Genomic DNA, 18,791 nt, shown 5'->3' with positions numbered 1-18,791 from the left:
TCACGGACACGGGCGACGACGAGGGAGGGCGGATCACGGTGCCCGAGGGAGACACGGTCTGGCGCACCGCCCGGCGGCTGCACCGGGCGCTCTCGGGTGCGCCCGTGGTCCGCGGCGACCTGCGCGTGCCGAAGCTCGCCACCGTCGACCTCACCGGCCGCGAGGTGCTGGAGACCATCGCGCGGGGCAAGCACCTCCTCACCCGCTTCGAGGGCGGCCTGACGCTCCACTCCCACCTGCGGATGGACGGTGCCTGGCGCGTCTACGCGCCCGGTGAACGCTGGAGCGGCGGGCCCGGCCACCAGATCCGCGCGGTCCTCGCCACCGCCTCCCGCTCCGCGGTGGGCTACCGCCTCCCCGTCCTCGACCTGCTGCGCACCGCCGACGAGGAACGGGTGGTCGGCCACCTCGGACCGGATCTCCTCGGTCCCGACTGGGATCCCCGGGAGGCCCTGCGGCGCCTGCTCGCCGACCCGGCCCGCCCGGTCGGCGAGGCCCTGCTCGACCAGCGCAACCTCGCCGGTATCGGCAACATCTTCATGGCGGAGCTGTGCTTCCTGGCGCGGGTGACCCCTTGGCTCCCGATGGGCGAGGTGCCCGCGCCCGAGCGGCTGCCCTCCCTGGCGAGGAAGCTGCTGGAGGTGAACAAGGAGCGCTCCCTGCGCGTCACCACCGGCGATGTCCGAAGCGATCGGAGTCTGTGGGTGTACGGCCGGGCGGGGAGGCCGTGCCTGCGCTGCGGCGGCGACATCCGCAAACGGACGCCGGACCCGTCCGACCAGCAGCGGGTGGCGTACTGGTGCCCCCGCTGTCAGACGGGGCCGGCTCCACCGTGACCGCCGGCCCGCCGGGGCGTGGGGCATCCCTCGGTGGGCAGTGCCGCACCCGACCGTACCCTCGACCGAATCGGTGCCCGTCCGCGTCCTTCGTCCACCCGGTGGGCACCCACACCCCACCACCGGGCGCTCTCGCGGCCGTGGACGGCACGCCACTGCCGTCTCGGGCCCGGTCCGGAACGCGCGGTGTGCGATCGGACCGGGCCCGTACCGGCTTTCCGGCGTGTGCCCCGGACCGCGTCGATCAGGCGGCGACGACGTCGACGGCTTCCGTCGGCGCCTTGATCGTCACTCGTTCGTCCGGGCGTCCGGTGACGGACGTCACGGACACCGGATTGAGAACGGGACGACGCATCGGCGCGGGCACCGTGTCGCTCGCAGCGGACTCCGCGAGTTCCGCGAGTGCCAGCTCGTCACTGACCTCTCGCATGAGCTCGGACATCCGCACGTCCAGCGCATCACAGATCGACGCGAGCAATTCGGAGGAAGCCTCCTTCTGACCCCGCTCGACCTCGGAGAGGTAACCGAGTGACACCCGGGCGGACGAGGAGACTTCGCGCAGGGTACGGCCCTGGCGCTGGCGCTGCCGACGCAGCACGTCACCCAGCAGGCGACGGAGCAGAATCATCGGTGGCTCCCTCCTAGGACCGCTGACCCGGATCCTTCATGCCCCACCGTACCGCCTACAACCGCGGCCGTGCGGGGAGCGATGCTGTGTTCACTCAGGGCTGCAAACATCCATTCCCCCCACTGTGTTCCGTATCCTTTGTCGCCGCATTTTCCATGAGTTCGCTCAAGAGCAGTCGGAGGACCGCCTGAACGCTCTTGTCGCGAATTTCCTTCCTGTCGCCGTCCAGACTCAGCCGGCGCGCCACGGTGCGGGGCTCCCGTCCCGGTCCGCCCGGCCCGGCGACCGCGACGTAGACCGTGCCGACCGGCTGCCCGTCCTGGGGCTCGGGACCGGCCACCCCGGTCGTCGCCACGCCCCAGTCGGCGCCCAGCAGCCGCCGGACGCCCGCCGCCATCTGGCGGGCCACCTCGCCGTCGACCGCGCCCTGCTCCTCCAGCAGGTCCCCGTCCACGCCCAGCACCTCGTGCTTGACGGCGGTGGCGTAGGACGTCACCGACCCCCGTACGGTCACCGAGGCCCCGGGGGCCTCGGTCAGTTCGGCGGCGACCAGACCTCCGGTCAGCGACTCGGCGGCCGCGACGGTCTGCCCCCGGTCCGCCAACAGCTTCAACGCCTGCTTGGTGGTCGTGTCACTGCTCATGGGCGTGCTCCGCCGCCAGTCCGGCCCGCCTCAGGGCCACCGCCTGCCGTACGTAGTCCAAGCCGGTGCCGACCGTCAGCACCACGGCCGCCGCCATCACCCACCAGCGCAGTGTGGCCAGCGGCCCGGTCAGCACCAGGATGTACATTCCCACGGCGACCCCTTGGGCGAGGGTTTTCATCTTCCCGCCGCGGCTGGCCGGAATGACGCCGTGCCGAATCACCCAGAAGCGCATCAGGGTGATGCCGATCTCTCGGAAGAGAATCACGCCCGTCACCCACCAGGGCAGATCTCCGAGTGCCGAGAGGCAGATCAGCGCGGCGCCCATGATCGCCTTGTCCGCGATCGGATCGGCGATCTTGCCGAAGTCCGTGACCAGGTTGTATCGCCGCGCCAACTCGCCGTCGAAGAGGTCGGTGATCATGGCGGTGGAGAAGGCCGCCCAGGCGAGGGAGCGCCAGGCCGGGTCGTGCCCTCCGTCGGCGATCATCAGGAACACGAAGCCCGGCACCAGGAGCAGCCTCACCATGGTGAGGATGTTCGCGATGTTCCACAGGCTCACCTTGCGGACAACACCGCTCTTCGGGCCGCTCTTCGGTCTCACCACAGGTCCACCGCTCGCCGTGGAGGCGTGGACGTCCGTCATGTTCCCGCCTCCTCACTCTCGGGCCGCCCCCACTCGACATCCCGGGACGGCTCGGCAACGAGATCCACACCCTCGGTCGCCACCACCTTCGCCTCGACCATCTGCCCCACGGAGAGCCCCGAGACGCCGGTGAGGAAGGTCTGCCCGTCGGTCTCGGGGGCCTGGTGCTCCCCGCGTCCCGTCGGGCCGTCCTCCTCGCCCACCGACTCGACCAGCACCCGTACGGTCTCGCCGATGCGTTCCTCCGCGCGCTGCGCGGTCAGTTCCTCGGCGAGTCGTGAGATGTGGGCCAGGCGTTCGGCCACCACCTCCGGGTCGGTCTTGTCCTCGTAGGTCGCCGCTTCGGTGCCTTCCTCGTCCGAGTACCCGAAGACGCCGATCGCATCCAGCCTCGCCTCGATCAGGAACCTCTCCAGTTCGGCGAGGTCGGCCTCGCTCTCGCCGGGGAAGCCCACGATGAAGTTCGACCGGATGCCCGCCCGGGGCGCCTTGGCGCGGATGGTCTCCAGCAGTTCCAGGAAGCGGTCGGTGTCGCCGAAGCGCCGCATGGCGCGGAGCACTCCGGGAGCCGAGTGCTGGAAGGAGAGGTCGAAGTAGGGCGCGACCTTCTCGGTGCCGGTCAGGACGTCGATCAGACCGGGGCGCATCTCGGCGGGCTGGAGGTAGCTCACCCGAACCCGTTCGATGCCGTCCACGGCGGCCAGCTCGGGCAGCAGCGTCTCCAGCAGTCGGATGTCGCCCAGGTCCTTGCCGTAGGAGGTGTTGTTCTCGGAGACCAGCATGATCTCCTTCACCCCCTGCTCGGCCAGCCACCGGGTCTCGGTCAGCACGTCCGAGGGGCGGCGGGAGACGAAGGCCCCCCGGAAGGAGGGGATGGCGCAGAACGAGCACCGACGGTCGCAGCCGGAGGCCAGCTTCACCGAGGCGACCGGGCTGCTCCCCAGCCTGCGCCGCAGCGGCGCCCGCGGTCCGGAGGCCGGGGCCACCCCTTCGGGGAGGTCGGCGGGGGCGGTCGCGGCGACCTCCCCGTGGCCGGGCAGCGCGACGGCGGCGCCTTGGCGCTCGACCGGGCTGATGGGCAGGAGCTTGCGCCGGTCGCGCGGGGCGTGCGGGACGTGCGCGCCCCCGGCGAGGATGGTCCCCAACCGCTCCGAGATGTCGGCGTAGTCGTCGAAGCCGAGCACGCCGTCGGCCTCGGGGAGCGCCTCGGCCAGTTCCTTGCCGTAGCGCTCCGCCATGCAGCCGACGGCGACCACGGCCTGCGTCCGGCCGTGGTCCTTCAGATCGTTGGCCTCCAGCAGGGCGTCGACGGAGTCCTTCTTGGCGGCCTCGACGAAACCACAGGTGTTGACGACGGCCACGTCCGCTTCGGCGGCGTCCTCGACGAGCTCCCAGCCGTCCGCCGCCAGACGGCCTGCGAGCTCCTCCGAGTCCACCTCGTTACGTGCGCAGCCAAGGGTGACGAGGGCGACGGTACGGCGTTCGGGCATGGCCTCAGCCTACTTCGTCCCCACCGCCCCTCCCGCCGTCAGGGCTTGATCATCCCTGCTCGGGGTCGCCCTTGGTGTAGCTGACGCGCTGCACCTGGCCGACCTCGCCGACCTTGTCGACCTCCTTGCCGTTGACGAAGAGGGTGACCGCCCCGGCGTTGCCGAGCACCAGGTCGATCCGCTTGTCGTCGGTGAAGGTCCTGGAGTCGCCCTCCTTGAGCACGCCCTCGTGGAGCAGCCGTCCGTTGTGGTCCTCGGCCGAGATCCAACTGTTGCCCTTCTCGGCGACCAGCTTGACCGTGACCTTGTCCGCCGGGACGGCGGCGATGGCGCTTTCGGAGCCGGACGGCTCCGGCTCGGGCTTGGGGTCGGCGGGCTTGCCCGGATCGGGTCGGTCGACGGAGTCCGGGGCGTCCTCCCCGGCCACCGGGGTGCGTGCCTGTTCGTCGCCGTCGCTGAAGAGGGTGAAACCGACGAAACCGACCACCGCCACGATCGCGGCGACCATGGCCGCGGTCCAGTTGGGACGGCTCGGCTCGGGACGGATGCGCTCCGCCTCGAAGAGGGCCGCCGCCGGGGTCGGCTCCGGACGCCCGCCGTGCTCGGCCTCGTACTGGGCCGCCAGTTCGTCGGGGTCGAGGCCGACGGCCTTGGCGAGCGTGCGGACGTGGCCGCGGGCGTAGACGTCGCCTCCGCAGCGGGAGAAGTCGTCCTGTTCGATGGCGTGCACGATCGGGACGCGGATGCGGGTGGTCGCGCTGACCTCGTCCACCGTCAGTCGCGCTTCGATACGGGCTTGCTGGATCGCCTGACCGACGGAAAGCCGGTCTTCTGGGGAGGAGTTGCCGATGGACACGGGGGCGCCTTTCGAGCGTGTAGCCACCTGCTGGATGTTCAGTCTAGAGCGGAGGCGGAAGGGTCGGGCAAGCGGGCGGAGGGGGTCTGTCCGCCATAGGGATGGCCTTGCCACCCATCGGTGAACACATGACCGCGCCCTCCTCCGAGTTGACGTTCGACCAGGGGAAACGGTTGCCCTGCTCACCCCTACGAGTGAGTCTCGCCCCGGATCACCGCCAGCACGTCGTCCAACTCGTCCGGCTTGACCAGCACGTCCCTCGCCTTTGAACCCTCGCTGGGACCGACCACTCCACGGGACTCCATCAGATCCATCAGTCTGCCCGCTTTGGCGAAGCCCACACGCAGCTTCCGCTGGAGCATCGAGGTGGAGCCGAACTGCGTGTTGATCACCAGTTCGGCCGCCTGGCACAGCAGGTCGAGGTCGTCGCCGATCTCCTCGTCGATCTCCTTCTTCTTGCCCTGCCCGACCAGGACGTCGTCGCGGAAGACCGGGGCCATCTGCTCCTTGCAGTGCGCCACGACGGCCGCGACCTCCTCCTCCGTGACGTAGGCGCCCTGCATACGGGTGGGTTTCCCGGCCCCCATCGGCAGGAAGAGACCGTCGCCCTTGCCGATCAGCTTCTCGGCCCCCGCCTGGTCGAGGATGACCCGGCTGTCGGCGAGGGAGGAGGTGGCGAAGGCCAGCCTCGAGGGCACGTTCGCCTTGATCAGACCGGTGACGACGTCCACGGAGGGGCGCTGTGTGGCCAGCACCAGATGGATCCCCGCGGCCCGCGCCAGTTGCGTGATCCGCACGATCGCGTCCTCCACGTCGCGCGGGGCCACCATCATCAGGTCGGCCAACTCGTCCACGATGACCAGCAGATAGGGGTACGGGGTCGGCTCCCGCTCGCTGCCCTCGGGGGCCTTCACCTTGCCGGCGCGCACCGCCGCGTTGAAGTCGTCGATGTGCCGGAAGCCGTAGGCGGCCAGGTCGTCGTAGCGCAGGTCCATCTCGCGCACGACCCACTGCAGGGCCTCGGCCGCCTTCTTCGGGTTGGTGATGATCGGGGTGATCAGGTGAGGGATGCCCTCGTAGGCCGTCAGCTCGACCCGCTTGGGGTCCACCAGCACCATCCGGACCTCCTCGGGGGTGGCGCGGACCATCACCGAGGTGATCAGGCAGTTGATGCAGGAGGACTTTCCGGACCCGGTCGCGCCCGCGACCAGGACGTGCGGCATCGTCGCCAGGTTGGCCGTGACGTAACCGCCCTCGACGTCCTTGCCGAGACCGACCAGCAGCGGGTGGTCGTCGCCCGCGGCCTCCGCCAGACGGAGCACGTCGCCGAGGTTGACCATCTCCCGGTCGGTGTTGGGGATCTCGATGCCGACCGCCGACTTGCCGGGGATCGGGCTGATGATCCGCACGTCCGGACTGGCGACGGCGTAGGCGATGTTCTTGGCCAGCGCGGTGATCTTCTCGACCTTGACCGCGGGGCCCAGCTCCACTTCGTAGCGCGTGACCGTCGGGCCGCGGGTGAAGCCGGTGACGGAGGCGTCCACCTTGAACTGCGAGAAGACGGTGCTCAGCGCCTCGACGACCGCGTCGTTGGCGGCGCTGCGGGTGCGCCCCGGACCGCCGCGCCGCAGCAGGTCCAGCGGCGGCAGCCGGTAGGTGATGTCCCCGGCGAGCTGGAGCTGTTCGGCGCGCGGCGGCAGGGATTCGGCGGGTTCGGCCGCGGCCTTGGTCAGGTCCGGCACGGAGCTCCGCTCCGTCGGCCGTGCCCCTTGCCTGCCGGGCGCGGGGGCCTCCGGCTCCCGCGGAACCGTCGGAGCCGTCGGGGACGGCCCGGCCGTCGGGGTGCCGGTGTGCTCGCGTTCCTCCCGGTCGGCCCTGACTCCGCTGGTGAGGTCGGCGACCAACGGCGAGGGATGGACGCCGTGCAGGATCGCCCCCTCCAACTGGGCGGCGGCCTGGGCGGCCACGTCCACCGCGTCGGGGAAGCCGTCGGGGGCCGGTGCCGAGCGGCGGGAGCGGCGACGGCTGTCCAGCGCCTCCTTCTCGGCCCGGAAGGCGTCGTCGTCCGCCTTGCGGAGGTTCGCCCGTCGCGGCCGGGGCTCGTCCTCCCCGGGGTCGTCGTACGCCCCGTACCCGTCGTACCCGTCGCGTTCGTCGTACCCGTCGCGCCGTCCGTCGTCCTCCGCCACCACGCCCAGCCGTACACCCAGTTGCCTCAGCCGCTGGGGGATGGCGTTGACGGGTGTGGCGGTGACGACGAGCACCCCGAAGACGGTCAGCAGCAACAACAGGGGAACGGCCAGCGCCTCGCTGACGGTGAAGATCAGGGGCTTGGACACGGCCCAGCCGATCATGCCGCCCGCGTCCCGCACCGCCTCGTCGCCCTCGCCGCGTCCCGGGGCGCCACAGGCGATGTGCACCAGTCCGAGCACGCCGATCGCCAGCGCGGAGAGCCCGATGACGATCCGTCCGTTGGCCTCCGGCTTCTCCGGATGCCGCATCAGCCGCACGGCGACGGTGCCCAACAGCACCGGCACCAGCAGATCGAGGCGTCCGAAGGCGCCGGTCACCAGCATCTCGACCAGGTCGCCGACCGGCCCCTGCAGGTTGGACCAGGTGCCGGCCGCGACCACCAGGGCGATGCCGAGCAGCAGCAGGGCGAGCCCGTCCTTGCGGTGCGCCGGGTCCAGCCCCTTGGCGCCGCGACCTATCCCTCGGAACAGCGCGCCGACGGTGTGCGCGAGGCCGAGCCACAGCGCGCGGACGAGGCGGTAGACGCCGTTGGTGGGTGACGGCGCGGGCCTGGGGGGCGCCTTGGCCGCCGTCTTCTTCGCCGCCGCCCTCCTGGCCGGTGGCTTCTTGGGCGCGGCGGACCTCGATGCCGGGGGCTTCCTGGCCGGAGCCTTCTTCGCGGGCGCCTTCTTGGCGGCCTTGCCGGACGTACGTGAGGCCATGATGCCGAGGTTACCCGCGACCGTCCCACCGGACACGGCCGGCCGTGGGACCGGTGGGACGAGTGTGCCGCCACCGGGGAACACCTGACGCCCCGCCGGCTTCCGATCCGTCCGGGCGACCGCCCTGCTCGAACGTCAGTTCTGCGACGGCAGCGAGGTCGTCCGGCCGTCGTTGCCCGGCTCCAGGGCGTCGAGCGCCCGCCGCAGGCCGGTGAGCTTGCGCTCCAGGTGGGCCGCCGTCGCGACCGCCGCGGCGTCCGCGGACTCGTCCAGGTGCTTGGAGAGCGCCTCCGCCTGCTCCTCCACCGCGGCCAGGCGGGCGGAGAGTTCGGCCAGCAGGCCCGAGGGCCCCTTGGCGCCGTCCTCGCCCGCGTCCCGGCCCTCCAGTTGGAGCCGGAGCAGGGCCGCCTGCTCGCGCAGTTGGACATTCTTCATGTACAGGTCGACGAACACCGACACCTTCGCCCGCAGCACCCACGGGTCGAACGGCTTGGAGATGTAGTCGACGGCACCGGCCGCGTAGCCGCGGAAGGTGTGGTGCGGGCCGTGGTTGATCGCGGTGAGGAAGATGATCGGGATGTCCCGGGTACGCTCGCGCCGCTTGATGTGGGCGGCGGTCTCGAAACCGTCCATGCCCGGCATCTGCACGTCCAGCAGGATGACCGCGAAGTCGTCCGTGAGCAGCGCCTTGAGCGCCTCCTCCCCTGACGATGCCCGCACCAGTGTCTGGTCCAGCGCGGAGAGGATGGCCTCCAGCGCCAGAAGATTCTCCGGCCGGTCATCGACCAGGAGGATCTTGGCCTTCTGCACCATGGCCCGTCCTCCTCGCCCCGACAGCGTCCTCGACGCCGCCACTGGCAACGACTCCTTTGCGCCGCCCGTCCTTGTGCCGGTCATGGTAGCCCCACCTCGCGGCCCACCACACCCTGTCACCGAGATGTCACTGTGCACGTAGGTGAAACGCTGTGAGAGACCCGAAGGTTCCCCCAATACAGCACTTCACACGTAATGAGCACCAACCGGTCGGCACGCCTCGCGCCCGCGCCCCGGAACCATCCCACATCACTCCCCACGCATCCACTGCGCCATGACGGACAGCAGGTGATCGGTGTCCACCGGTTTGGTGACGTAGTCGGAGGCCCCGGACTCGATGCTCTTCTCCCGGTCCCCCTTCATCGCCTTCGCCGTCAGCGCGATGATCGGCAGCCCGGCGAACTGGGGCATCCGCCGGATCGCCGCGGTCGTCGCGTACCCGTCCATCTCGGGCATCATGATGTCCATCAGGACGACCGCCACGTCGTCGTGCTGCTCCAGCACCTCGATGCCCTCGCGTCCGTTCTCGGCGTAGAGCACCTGCAGGCCGTTCTGCTCCAGCACGCTGGTGAGCGCGAAGACGTTGCGGATGTCGTCGTCGACGATCAGGACCTTCTCCCCGTCGAAGGCGACCCCCGGGCGTCCTCCCTCCGTCTTCCGGTCGCCGCTCGGCCACACCTCCTCCACGCCCGGACGGTCCCGGTCCGTGTCCCGCTCCGGCAACGGCACCGTACGGCGGCGGGAGGCGAGCTCCGCGGCGGCGCGTTCGGCGGCGGGCACGTCCAGCGCGCCCTCCGCCTCCCGGCCCGTCTCCTCCTCGCCCTCGGCTCCGGGCTCGCCCTCGAACACCGGGGCGATCTCCGGGACGCCGCCGGCCTGCGGGTAGCCCGGGGGCGGCAGCTCGGCCGGCGCCAGGGGCAGGTAGAGGGTGAAGGTCGAGCCCCGGCCCGGCTCGCTGACCGCGTGGATCTCGCCGCCGAGCAGTCGTGCGATCTCCCGACTGATGGACAGGCCCAACCCGGTGCCGCCGTACTTGCGGCTGGTCGTGCCGTCCGCCTGCTTGAAGGCCTCGAAGATCACGCGCATCTTGCTCTGCGCGATGCCGATGCCGGTGTCGGTCACCGAGAAGGCGACCATGTCGGAATCCGGGTCGCGCAGCGTGCCGGACTCCAGCATCTGTTCGCGGATCGACTCCGGCACGTCCGACTTGGCCGAACGGATCACCAGCTCCACCGCGCCGCTGTCGGTGAACTTCACCGCGTTCGACAGCAGGTTGCGCAGCACCTGGAGCAGCCGTTGCTCGTCGGTGTGGAGGGTGGGGGGCAGCTCCGGCGAGACCCGCACCGAGAAGTCGAGCCCCTTCTCCGCGGTGAGCGGCCGGAACGTCGCCTCCACGTAGTCCACGAGCTGCACCAGCGCGATGCGGGTCGGGCTGACGTCCATCTTGCCCGCCTCGACCTTCGACAGGTCGAGGATGTCGTTGATGAGCTGGAGCAGGTCGGAGCCGGCGCCGTGGATCGTCTCGGCGAACTCCACCTGCTTGGGAGTCAGGTTCCCCTCGGCGTTGTCGGCCAACAGCTTGGCGAGGATGAGCAGCGAGTTGAGCGGGGTGCGCAGCTCGTGCGACATGTTCGCCAGGAACTCCGACTTGTAGCGCATCGAGACCGCGAGCTGCTCGGCGCGCTCCTCCAGGACCTGCCGGGCGTCCTCGATCTCGGAGTTCTTGATCTCGATGTCGCGATTGGTCTTGGCGAGCAGCTCGGCCTTCTCCTCCAGCTCCTCGTTCGACGCCTGGAGCGCCCGCTGGCGGCTCTCCAACTCGATCGAGCGCTCCTGGAGCTGCTCGGCCAGCTCCTGCGACTGCTTCAGCAGCAGCTCGGTCTTGGTGTTGACGCTGATCGTGTTGACGCTCGTGGCGATCATCTCGGCGATCTGGTTCAGGAAGTCCTTCTGGATCTGGGTGAAGGGCTGGAACGAGGCCAGTTCGATGACGCCGAGCACCTGGTCCTCGAACAGCAGCGGCAGCACGATCACATGGGCGGGCGGCGCCTCGCCGAGCCCCGAGGAGATCTTCAGGTAGCCGGGCGGGGCGTGCTCGACCAGGACCGTGCGCTTCTCCTCCGCCGCGGTGCCGATCAGGGACTCGCCCGGACGGAAGGTGGTGGGCATGGTGCCCGGGGAGTAGCCGTAGCTGCCGATCATCCGCAGCTCGTACGAGCCGTCCTCGCTCGCCCCCACCCCGATCTCCGGGCCGCCGCCGGTCGGCGCGGCCACGAAGAACGCGCCGTGCTGGGCGGAGACCACCGGAGTCAGCTCGCTCATGATCAGCCGCGCCACGTCCGCCAGGTCGCGGCGGCCCTGCATCAGACCGGAGATCCGGGCGAGGTTGCCCTTGAGCCAGTCCTGCTCCTGGTTGGCGAGCGTGGTCTCGCGCAGGGTGGCGATCATGGTGTTGACGTTGTCCTGGAGCGCCAGGATCTCGCCCGCGGCGTCCACGTCGATCTTCACGCCGTGGTCGCCGCGGGTCACCGCGGCGGCGACCGCGGCGATGGCACGCACCTGGCGGGTCAGGTTCCCCGCCATCTCGTTCACCGACTCGGTGAGGTCCTTCCAGGTGCCGGAGACGCCGTCGACCCGCGCCTGACCGCCCAGCCGCCCCTCGGTGCCCACCTCGCGGGCCACCCGGGTCACCTCCGCGCCGAAGGCGGAGAGCTGGTCCACCATCGTGTTGACGGTGTTCTTGAGTTCGAGGATCTCGCCCCGGGCCTGGATGTCGATCTTCTTGGTGAGGTCGCCCTTGGCGATCGCGGTGGTCACCATCGCGATGTTGCGGACCTGACCGGTGAGGTTGGAGGCCATCGAGTTCACGGACTCCGTCAGGTCCTTCCAGGTGCCCGACACCCCGGGCACGTGGGCCTGACCGCCGAGGATGCCCTCGGTGCCCACCTCGCGCGCCACCCGCGTCACCTCGTCGGCGAACGACGACAGCGTCGTCACCATGGTGTTGACGGCGTCGGCGAGCTGGGCCACCTCGCCGCGCGCCTCGACGGTGACCTTCTTGGTCAGGTCGCCGTTGGCGACCGCCGTCGCCACCTGGGAGATGTTCCGCACCTGACCCGTGAGGTTGGACGCCATCAGGTTGACGTTCTCGCTGAGGTCCTTCCAGATGCCCGTGACCCCGGGCACGTGGGCCTGACCGCCGAGCTGGCCCTCGGTACCGACCTCGCGCGCCACCCGGGTGACCTGCTCCGCGAACGACGAAAGCTGGTCCACCATCGTGTTCACGGTCGTCACCAGGGCGAGGATCTCCCCCTTGGCGTCGACGGTGATCTTCTTGGAGAGGTCACCCCGGGCGACCGCGGTGGTCACCTCGGCGATGTTGCGCACCTGGGAGGTCAGGTTGTTCGCCATCCCGTTGACGGACTGGGTGAGGTCCTTCCAGGTGCCGGAGACGCCCTCCACCTCGGCCTGGCCGCCGAGGATGCCCTCGGTGCCCACCTCGCGCGCCACTCGCGTCACCTGCTCCGCGAACGACGAAAGCTGATCCACCATCGTGTTGAGGGTGTTCTTCAGCTCCAGGATCTCGCCCCGGGCGTCCACCTCGATCTTCTGCGACAGGTCACCACGCGCCACCGCCGTCGCGACCTGCGCGATGTTGCGCACCTGGGCGGTGAGATTGCCCGCCATGCCGTTGACCGAGTCGGTCAGGTCACGCCACACGCCGGCCACTCCGGGCACCTGCGCCTGACCGCCCAGCCGCCCCTCGGTGCCCACCTCGCGCGCCACCCGGGTGACCTGCTCCGCGAACGACGAAAGCTGGTCCACCATCGTGTTGAGGGTGTTCTTCAGCTCCAGGATCTCGCCCCGGGCGTCCACCTCGATCTTCTGCGACAGGTCACCACGCGCCACCGCCGTCGTCACCTGCGCGATGCTGCGGACCTGGGCGGTGAGATTGCCCGCCATGGAGTTGACGGAGTCGGTGAGGTCCTTCCAGGTGCCGGAGACGCCGTCGACCCGCGCCTGGCCGCCCAGCCGTCCCTCGGTGCCCACGTCCCGGGCCACCCGGGTGACCTGCTCGGCGAAGGCGGAGAGCTGGTCGACCATCCTGTTGACGGTGTTCTTCAACTGGAGCATCTCGCCGGAGACGTCCACCGTGACCTTCTGCGACAGATCGCCGTTGGCGACCGCCGTCGTCACCTGCGCGATGTTGCGGACCTGGCCGGTGAGGTTGCGGAACGCGGTGTTCACCGAGTCCGTCAGGTCCTTCCACGTCCCGGCCGCTCCCGGAACCTGCGCCTGACCGCCCAGTTCGCCCTCGACACCGATCTCCTGTGCCACCCGGGTCACCTCGGCGCCGAAGGCGGAGAGCTGGTCGACCATCGTGTTGACGGTGTTCTTCAGCTCCAGCATCTCGCCGGAGACGTCCACCGTGACCTTCTGCGACAGGTCACCGCGCGCCACCGCCGTCGTCACCTGCGCGATGTCCCGCACCTGGGCCGTCAGGTTGCGGAACGCGGTGTTCACCGAGTCCGTCAGGTCCTTCCACGTCCCGGCCACCCCCGGAACCTGCGCCTGACCGCCGAGGATGCCCTCGGTGCCCACCTCGCGGGCCGCGCGCGTCACCTCGTCGGCGAACGTCCGCAGCGTCTCGGTCATCGTGTTCATGGTGTCGGCGAGCTGGGCCACCTCGCCGCGCGCGTTCACCGTGACCTTCTGCGACAGGTCACCGTTGGCGACCGCCGTCGTCACACGCGCGATCTCGCGCACCTGGGAGGTGAGGTTGCCCGCCATCGTGTTGACGGAGTCGGTGAGGTCCTTCCACACGCCCCCCGCGCCCGGCACCCGCGCCTGGCCGCCGAGCTGGCCCTCGGTACCGACCTCGCGCGCCACCCGCGTCACCTCGGACTGGAAGGCGGAGAGCTGGTCCACCATCGTGTTGACGGTGTTCTTCAGCTCCAACATCTCGCCGGCCACGTGCACGGTGACCTTGCGGGACAGGTCGCCCTTGGCCACCGCCGTCGTCACCAGCGCGATGTCGCGGACCTGGGCGGTCAGCCGGGAGGCCATGGTGTTGACGGAGTCCGTCAGGTCCTTCCAGGAGCCGGACATGCCGCGCACCCGCGCCTGACCGCCCAGCTTGCCCTCGGTGCCCACCTCGCTGGCGACCCGCGTCACCTCGTCGGTGAACGTCGAGAGCTGGTCGACCAGCCCGTTGACCGTGCGGCCCACCTTCAGGAACTCGCCCCGCAGAGGGTGCGTCGCCCCGTCCGATCCCTGGAACCGCAGGTCCATCCGCTGCTCCAGGTCGCCCTCGGCCACCGCCGACAGCACCCGGCCGACCTCCGAGACGGGCCGTGCGAGATCGTCCACCAGGGCGTTCGACGCGTCGATGGCCGCGGCCCAGGCCCCCTCACAGGGCCCGGTCTCCAGCCGCTCGGTCAACTTGCCGTCCCTGCCGACCACCCTGCGCACCCGGGCCAGCTCGCTGGTCAGGTGGAGGTTCCGATCGGCCACCTCGTTGAAGACGGCCGCGATCTCGGCCATCGGACCGTCGCCGGTCACCGTGAGGCGTTTACGGAAGTTCCCGTCCCGCATCGCCTCGAGAGCGGTCAGCAGACGGTTGACCGCCGCCGCCTCCACCTCGATCGTCCCGTTCGCCCGGGACCGTCCGCTCCTCGTGCGCGTGCCGGCGCCTCGCGCCGCTCCGCCAGACTGCACCGTGTCCCTCCCGTTGGATCGAACGTTCCGCCCGGGCATTCCCTTCGAGCGTTCCCAGTGTTTCACCCTGGTGGAACCAGGTGATAACAGTTCGGCAGCATCGCACACCGCCGACCGATCGCCCCAAGGGGGAAACACCCGCATCCGGGGCCCGCTCGCACTGCGAACGTAAGTAACCTGGCATCCGGCTGTCCATCCGTCCCGGTCCGCCGGGGCCGCGATGGTACGTGATCACGACGGGCAACGGAGGGGCGCTGCGGTGGACGAGGCGAGTGCCGGACAGGGGCTGGCCGCGGCGGCGGTGGGTGCCCAGCGCACATCTTCGGCGCCGGCGCGCGCGGACGGCACCGACGTCCACGGCGTCCACGGCGCCGACGACACCAACAACGCCGGCAACACCCACAACGCCGACGACAGAGCCATGGGGAGAACAGTGATCACGGCGCGAGCTGCGGCTACCTTCGAGCCGGTCGGACGCTCGGTCGCGGCCGCCCGCGCCTTTGTGCGCGACACCCTCCAGGGCTGGGGGCTGGCGGACATCATCGACGACGCGGTGGTCCTCACCAGCGAACTGGTCACCAACGCCGTCGTCCACGCCGGAACCGCCGCCGACGTCCTGTGCCTGCGCGACGGCGACGGGAGCGTGCGCGTCGAGGTCGCCGATCGCTACCCCGACCGGGGCCTGCCCGTCCAGGATTTGGGCCACCACTTCGGCGATCCCGACCGTGAGGGCGGACGCGGCCTGCTGCTGTGCGCCTCGCTCGCCGACCGCTGGGGCGTGGAGTACACCTCCACCGACAAGCGCGTCTGGTTCCGTCTCGACCTCCCCGAACGCCCGGTCGGCACCCGCAGCGCCGGCCCCGCGCTCCCCGACGACGCCCTGCCCGCCACCGACACCCGGGTCCGCGTCGCCGTGGTGCAGGTCGACCGTGCCGGTGCCGTCTCCTCCTGGAACGACGACGCCCGCGAGCTGTTCGGCTACACCGCCGAGCAGGTCGTCGGCAAGCCCCTCACCGACCTGGCCGCCTGGCCCCACACTCCCGGCACCGGCACCGGCATCGCCGAGGCGCTGACCCTCTCCCGCTGGGAGGGCTCATACGGCGTCCGCGGCGCGGACGGTCGCACGATCCCGGTCTACGCCTCGCACCTGCGCGTCCGCGACGCCGACGGCGAACCCTCCACCGTCTGCCTCCTGGTGCGCGACCACGAGCGCGCGGTGCTCCAGTCCCCGGCGCGCGGCACGGCGTCCGACACCGCCAACGCGTCCGAGAGCCGCGACCGCACCGCCGATCCCTTCGAGACCTTCATCGGCTCGCCCCCTCCGGACGACCTCGACGGGCTTCTCCAGCGCACCGTCGAACGGGCCCGCGACATGCTCGACGGCGACGCCGCGTTCCTCCTGCTGGCCACGGACGACGAGACCGAGCTCGAGGTCCGCGCCACCACCGGACTGCCGTCCGCCCGCCAGCGCTTCGCCCGTGTCCCCGTCGAGGCGGGCAGCGGACGGTACGGCTCGGCCCGGATGCCCTCGGTCCACGAGGACCTCACCGCCGTGCCGGGCGCGGTGCCCCTGCTGGAGGGCACGGGGATGCGTTCGGTCGTCACCGTCCCGTTGAAGGTGGAGGGACGGCTGACCGGTTCCCTGGGCGTCGCCGCCGAGGCGTCCGGCCGCTACACCAACGAGGAGGCCCTGCGCCTGCAGTTCGCCGCCGACCGGATCGCGCTCGCCGTGGAGTCCGCGCGGCTGACCGAACTGGAGAGGCTGCGCCGCGGCTCGCTGTCCTTCCTCGTCGAGGCCTCCGACCTGCTCGCCGGGACTCTCGACCGCGACCAGACCCTCGCCCTGATGGCCCAGATGACGGTACCCACCCTCGCCTCCTGGTGCGCCGTCTACACCATCGCCGACCAGTCCTCCGAGCCCGAACTCTCCTACGTGCTGCACGAGGACGAGGATCGCATCGACGGTCTCAAGGCCCTGCTGACCAAGGTTCCCCCGCCCGATCCGGTGCCCACCCCCGGCGCCCGGGTGTGGACCGCTCCGGGCGACGCGGCGCACTCCGCGGCCCTGCGCACCTCCCTGCGCAGCCTGGGGCTGGATCAGGCCGGCCTCTCCGGCGACCGTCCCCCCACGGGCGTCGCCGGCACCACCCTCGCCACCGCCGCCGCGGTCGGCGGGGAGACGGTGGTCCTGCCCCTGGTGGCCCGCAACCGCGTCATCGGCATGCTGACGTTGGGCAAGCCGACCGAGGAACGCTTCCGCCAGGAGATCCTGGAGCTGGCCGAGGATCTCTCCCGCCGGGCCGCGCTCGCCCTGGACAACGCCCGGCTCTACAGCGAGCGGACCGCCATCAGCCAGTCCCTCCAGCGCAGCCTGCTGCCGCCCGAACTGCCCGAGGTGCCGGGCGTCGAGGTCGAGGTCATCTACCGCGCCGCGGGCGAGGGCAACGAGGTCGGCGGCGACTTCTACGACGTCTTCCCCATCCGCGACGGCGCGTACGGCTTCGCCATCGGCGATGTCTGCGGCACCGGCCCCGAGGCCGCTGCGGTGACCGGCCTGGCCCGCCACGCGTTGCGCCTGCTGGCCCGTGAGGGGTTCGGCGGCCCGGCCGTTCTGGAACGGCTCAACGCCGCGATCCTCGACGAGGGCGCCCGCAGTCGCTTCCTCACCCTGCTCTACGGCGAGTTGTGGCCGAAGCCGGAGGGCGGCGCGACCTTGAAGGTCGTCTGTGCGGGCCACCCGCTGCCGCTGCGTCTGCGTCAGGACGGCAGCGTCGAGCCGGCCGCCGAACCGCAGCCACTGCTCGGCGTGCTGGACGACCTGGAGTTGTTCGAGGAGACGGTCACCCTCGATCCGGGCGACGTCCTGCTGTGCGTCACCGACGGGGTGACCGAACGCCGCGAAGGCGCCCGCATGTTGGGGGACGAGGGTCTCGCGGACGTCCTCACCACGTGTACGGGGCTGACCGCGGGTGCCGTCGCCGCACGCATCATGCGCGCCGTGGAACGCTTCGCGGCGGACGCCCCCTCCGACGACATGGCGATCCTCGCGATGCGCGTTCCCGAGTGATGTCACGGGGCGAAGGAACGAATGACGACGAGGCCCCCGCCATCCGGCGGGGGCCTCGTCGTTCTCAACTCGCTGAGCCCCAATACGGAATCGAACCGTAGACCTTCTCCTTACCATGGAGACGCTCTGCCGACTGAGCTATTGGGGCGCGGCAGCGAAATAGATCATACCTGAGTTCCGGAGCCCTTCCGACCACCCTCCGCCCTCACGGCTCCCGAGGAGCGCGACCGCCTCAACAGGCGGGTTCCATCAGCAGTCCGCCCAGGGCGTTGCAGGCCGAGACGATCCTCTGCAGGTCACGACGGGTCATCGCCGCGTCCAGCGGCAGCGCCAGGCACTCGTCCGCCGCCCGCTCGGCCTCGGGCAGCCAGACGTCCGCCCGGAACTCCGGCAGCCGGTACAGAGGCGTCCTCACCGGTACGTGGCACTGCACGCCACGCGCCCTCAGCGCGTGCTGGAAGGCGTCCCGGTCGGGCCGTCCGTTCCCCGGCACCCGGACCACGTACTGCTCGTAGGCGTGCCGTACACCGGTCGCGGTCCGCGGAACGATCACACCGTTCAGCCGCGCGTTCAGGAACTCCGCGTGCTGCCGGCGTCGTGCGGCTTCCACCGAGGAGACCGCCGACTCCTCCGCCGAGTCGATCACCTTCACCTCGTGCTGCTGTGCCAGCGCCCGCAGACACACCATGTCCACCGGGTGTCCGAAGAGGTGTACGGGGATCACGGCCGCGGTCCGCTCGGTCAACACCGCGGCGACGGAGGCGGGGGCGATGCAGAGGCTTTCCGTCTCGATGTCGGCGAAGACCGGCAGCGCTCCGACCTCCTGGACCGCCGCGGCCACCTCACCGTCGCAGTAGGCGGGTACGACGACCTCGTCCCCGATGCCTATGTGCTGCTCCTCGAGCCTTGCCCGCAGCGTGCTGCCCAGCGTCGTCGTCCCCATGACGGCGATACTGGCGGCGCCACGTGAACTCCCGGTAACAGAACACAGAAAGGCCGTGGTTCCCGGAATGACATCCGGGAACCACGGCCTTCTCAAAGTTTGTTCGGCGGCGTCCTACTCTCCCACACGGTCCCCCGTGCAGTACCATCGGCGCTGAAGAGCTTAGCTTCCGGGTTCGGAATGTAACCGGGCGTTTC

At 70.7% G+C, this 18,791-nt stretch carries 11 protein-coding genes, 1 tRNA gene and 1 rRNA gene; 2 read left to right on the top strand and 11 right to left on the bottom strand.

Annotated elements, in window-relative coordinates:
- Positions 1 to 38: 38 nt before the first annotated feature.
- Positions 39 to 836 carry an Fpg/Nei family DNA glycosylase gene (locus IF47_RS0112185; RefSeq protein WP_031508729.1) on the top strand — a complete coding sequence of 266 codons (798 nt, stop codon included), beginning with the start codon at positions 39 to 41 and terminating at the stop codon, positions 834 to 836.
- 244 nt (positions 837 to 1,080) lie between these two features.
- Here IF47_RS0112185 and IF47_RS0112180 read toward each other — a convergent pair whose 3' ends face one another.
- The 8 genes from IF47_RS0112180 to IF47_RS0112145 all read right to left on the bottom strand — a co-directional run bounded on the left by IF47_RS0112180 (position 1,081) and on the right by IF47_RS0112145 (position 14,584).
- Complete coding sequence (locus IF47_RS0112180) at positions 1,081 to 1,464, bottom strand: helix-turn-helix domain-containing protein (RefSeq protein WP_031508727.1); 384 nt, start codon at positions 1,462 to 1,464, stop codon at positions 1,081 to 1,083.
- 94 nt (positions 1,465 to 1,558) lie between these two features.
- The gene (locus IF47_RS0112175) at positions 1,559 to 2,107 is read right to left on the bottom strand and encodes a CinA family protein (protein ID WP_031508726.1); all 549 of its coding nucleotides are present in this window, start codon (positions 2,105 to 2,107) and stop codon (positions 1,559 to 1,561) included.
- Entirely contained in the window at positions 2,097 to 2,753 is a 657-nt protein-coding gene (gene pgsA, locus IF47_RS0112170; protein WP_031508725.1) for a CDP-diacylglycerol--glycerol-3-phosphate 3-phosphatidyltransferase, read from the bottom strand. Before pgsA ends, IF47_RS0112175 begins: the two co-directional genes overlap by 11 nt.
- Positions 2,750 to 4,243, bottom strand: coding sequence for a 30S ribosomal protein S12 methylthiotransferase RimO (rimO, locus tag IF47_RS0112165; RefSeq protein WP_031508723.1), 1,494 nt, complete (start codon positions 4,241 to 4,243; stop codon positions 2,750 to 2,752). The genes pgsA and rimO overlap by 4 nt, the downstream gene beginning before the upstream one ends.
- Before the next feature lie 49 nt (positions 4,244 to 4,292).
- On the bottom strand, positions 4,293 to 5,099 hold the full coding sequence (locus IF47_RS0112160) for a helix-turn-helix domain-containing protein (RefSeq protein ID WP_031508722.1): 807 nt from the start codon (positions 5,097 to 5,099) through the stop codon (positions 4,293 to 4,295).
- Positions 5,100 to 5,287: 188 nt separating this feature from the next.
- Positions 5,288 to 8,053, bottom strand: a complete 2,766-nt coding sequence (locus tag IF47_RS0112155) for a DNA translocase FtsK (RefSeq protein ID WP_051717553.1) — start codon at positions 8,051 to 8,053, stop codon at positions 5,288 to 5,290.
- A 135-nt stretch (positions 8,054 to 8,188) separates the two neighbouring features.
- Entirely contained in the window at positions 8,189 to 8,866 is a 678-nt protein-coding gene (locus IF47_RS0112150; protein WP_031508720.1) for a response regulator, read from the bottom strand.
- Between the two features lie 249 nt (positions 8,867 to 9,115).
- On the bottom strand, positions 9,116 to 14,584 hold the full coding sequence (locus IF47_RS0112145; protein ID WP_078591763.1) for a HAMP domain-containing protein: 5,469 nt from the start codon (positions 14,582 to 14,584) through the stop codon (positions 9,116 to 9,118).
- A gap of 433 nt (positions 14,585 to 15,017) precedes the next feature.
- Here IF47_RS0112145 and IF47_RS0112140 point away from each other — a divergent pair, with 433 nt between their 5' ends.
- On the top strand, positions 15,018 to 17,651 hold the full coding sequence (locus IF47_RS0112140) for a SpoIIE family protein phosphatase (RefSeq protein ID WP_031508718.1): 2,634 nt from the start codon (positions 15,018 to 15,020) through the stop codon (positions 17,649 to 17,651).
- A gap of 75 nt (positions 17,652 to 17,726) precedes the next feature.
- On the opposite strand, the gene IF47_RS0112135 is transcribed toward IF47_RS0112140, so the two are convergent.
- From IF47_RS0112135 to rrf, 3 genes are all read right to left on the bottom strand, one after another.
- A tRNA-Thr gene (locus tag IF47_RS0112135) sits at positions 17,727 to 17,799 on the bottom strand.
- A gap of 84 nt (positions 17,800 to 17,883) precedes the next feature.
- Positions 17,884 to 18,594: a DegT/DnrJ/EryC1/StrS family aminotransferase gene (locus IF47_RS0112130; protein WP_078591762.1), complete on the bottom strand. Its 711-nt coding sequence runs from the start codon at positions 18,592 to 18,594 to the stop codon at positions 17,884 to 17,886.
- 101 nt (positions 18,595 to 18,695) lie between these two features.
- Positions 18,696 to 18,791: ribosomal RNA gene (gene rrf / locus IF47_RS28705) — 5S ribosomal RNA — on the bottom strand; the annotation flags it as partial.

The sequence above is a fragment of the Streptomyces megasporus genome, from assembly GCF_000718985.1.
GTDB lineage: Bacteria > Actinomycetota > Actinomycetes > Streptomycetales > Streptomycetaceae > Streptomyces > Streptomyces megasporus.
Note: the sequence above shows the minus strand (reverse complement) of the source record. Positions and strands in the feature narration are given on the sequence as shown.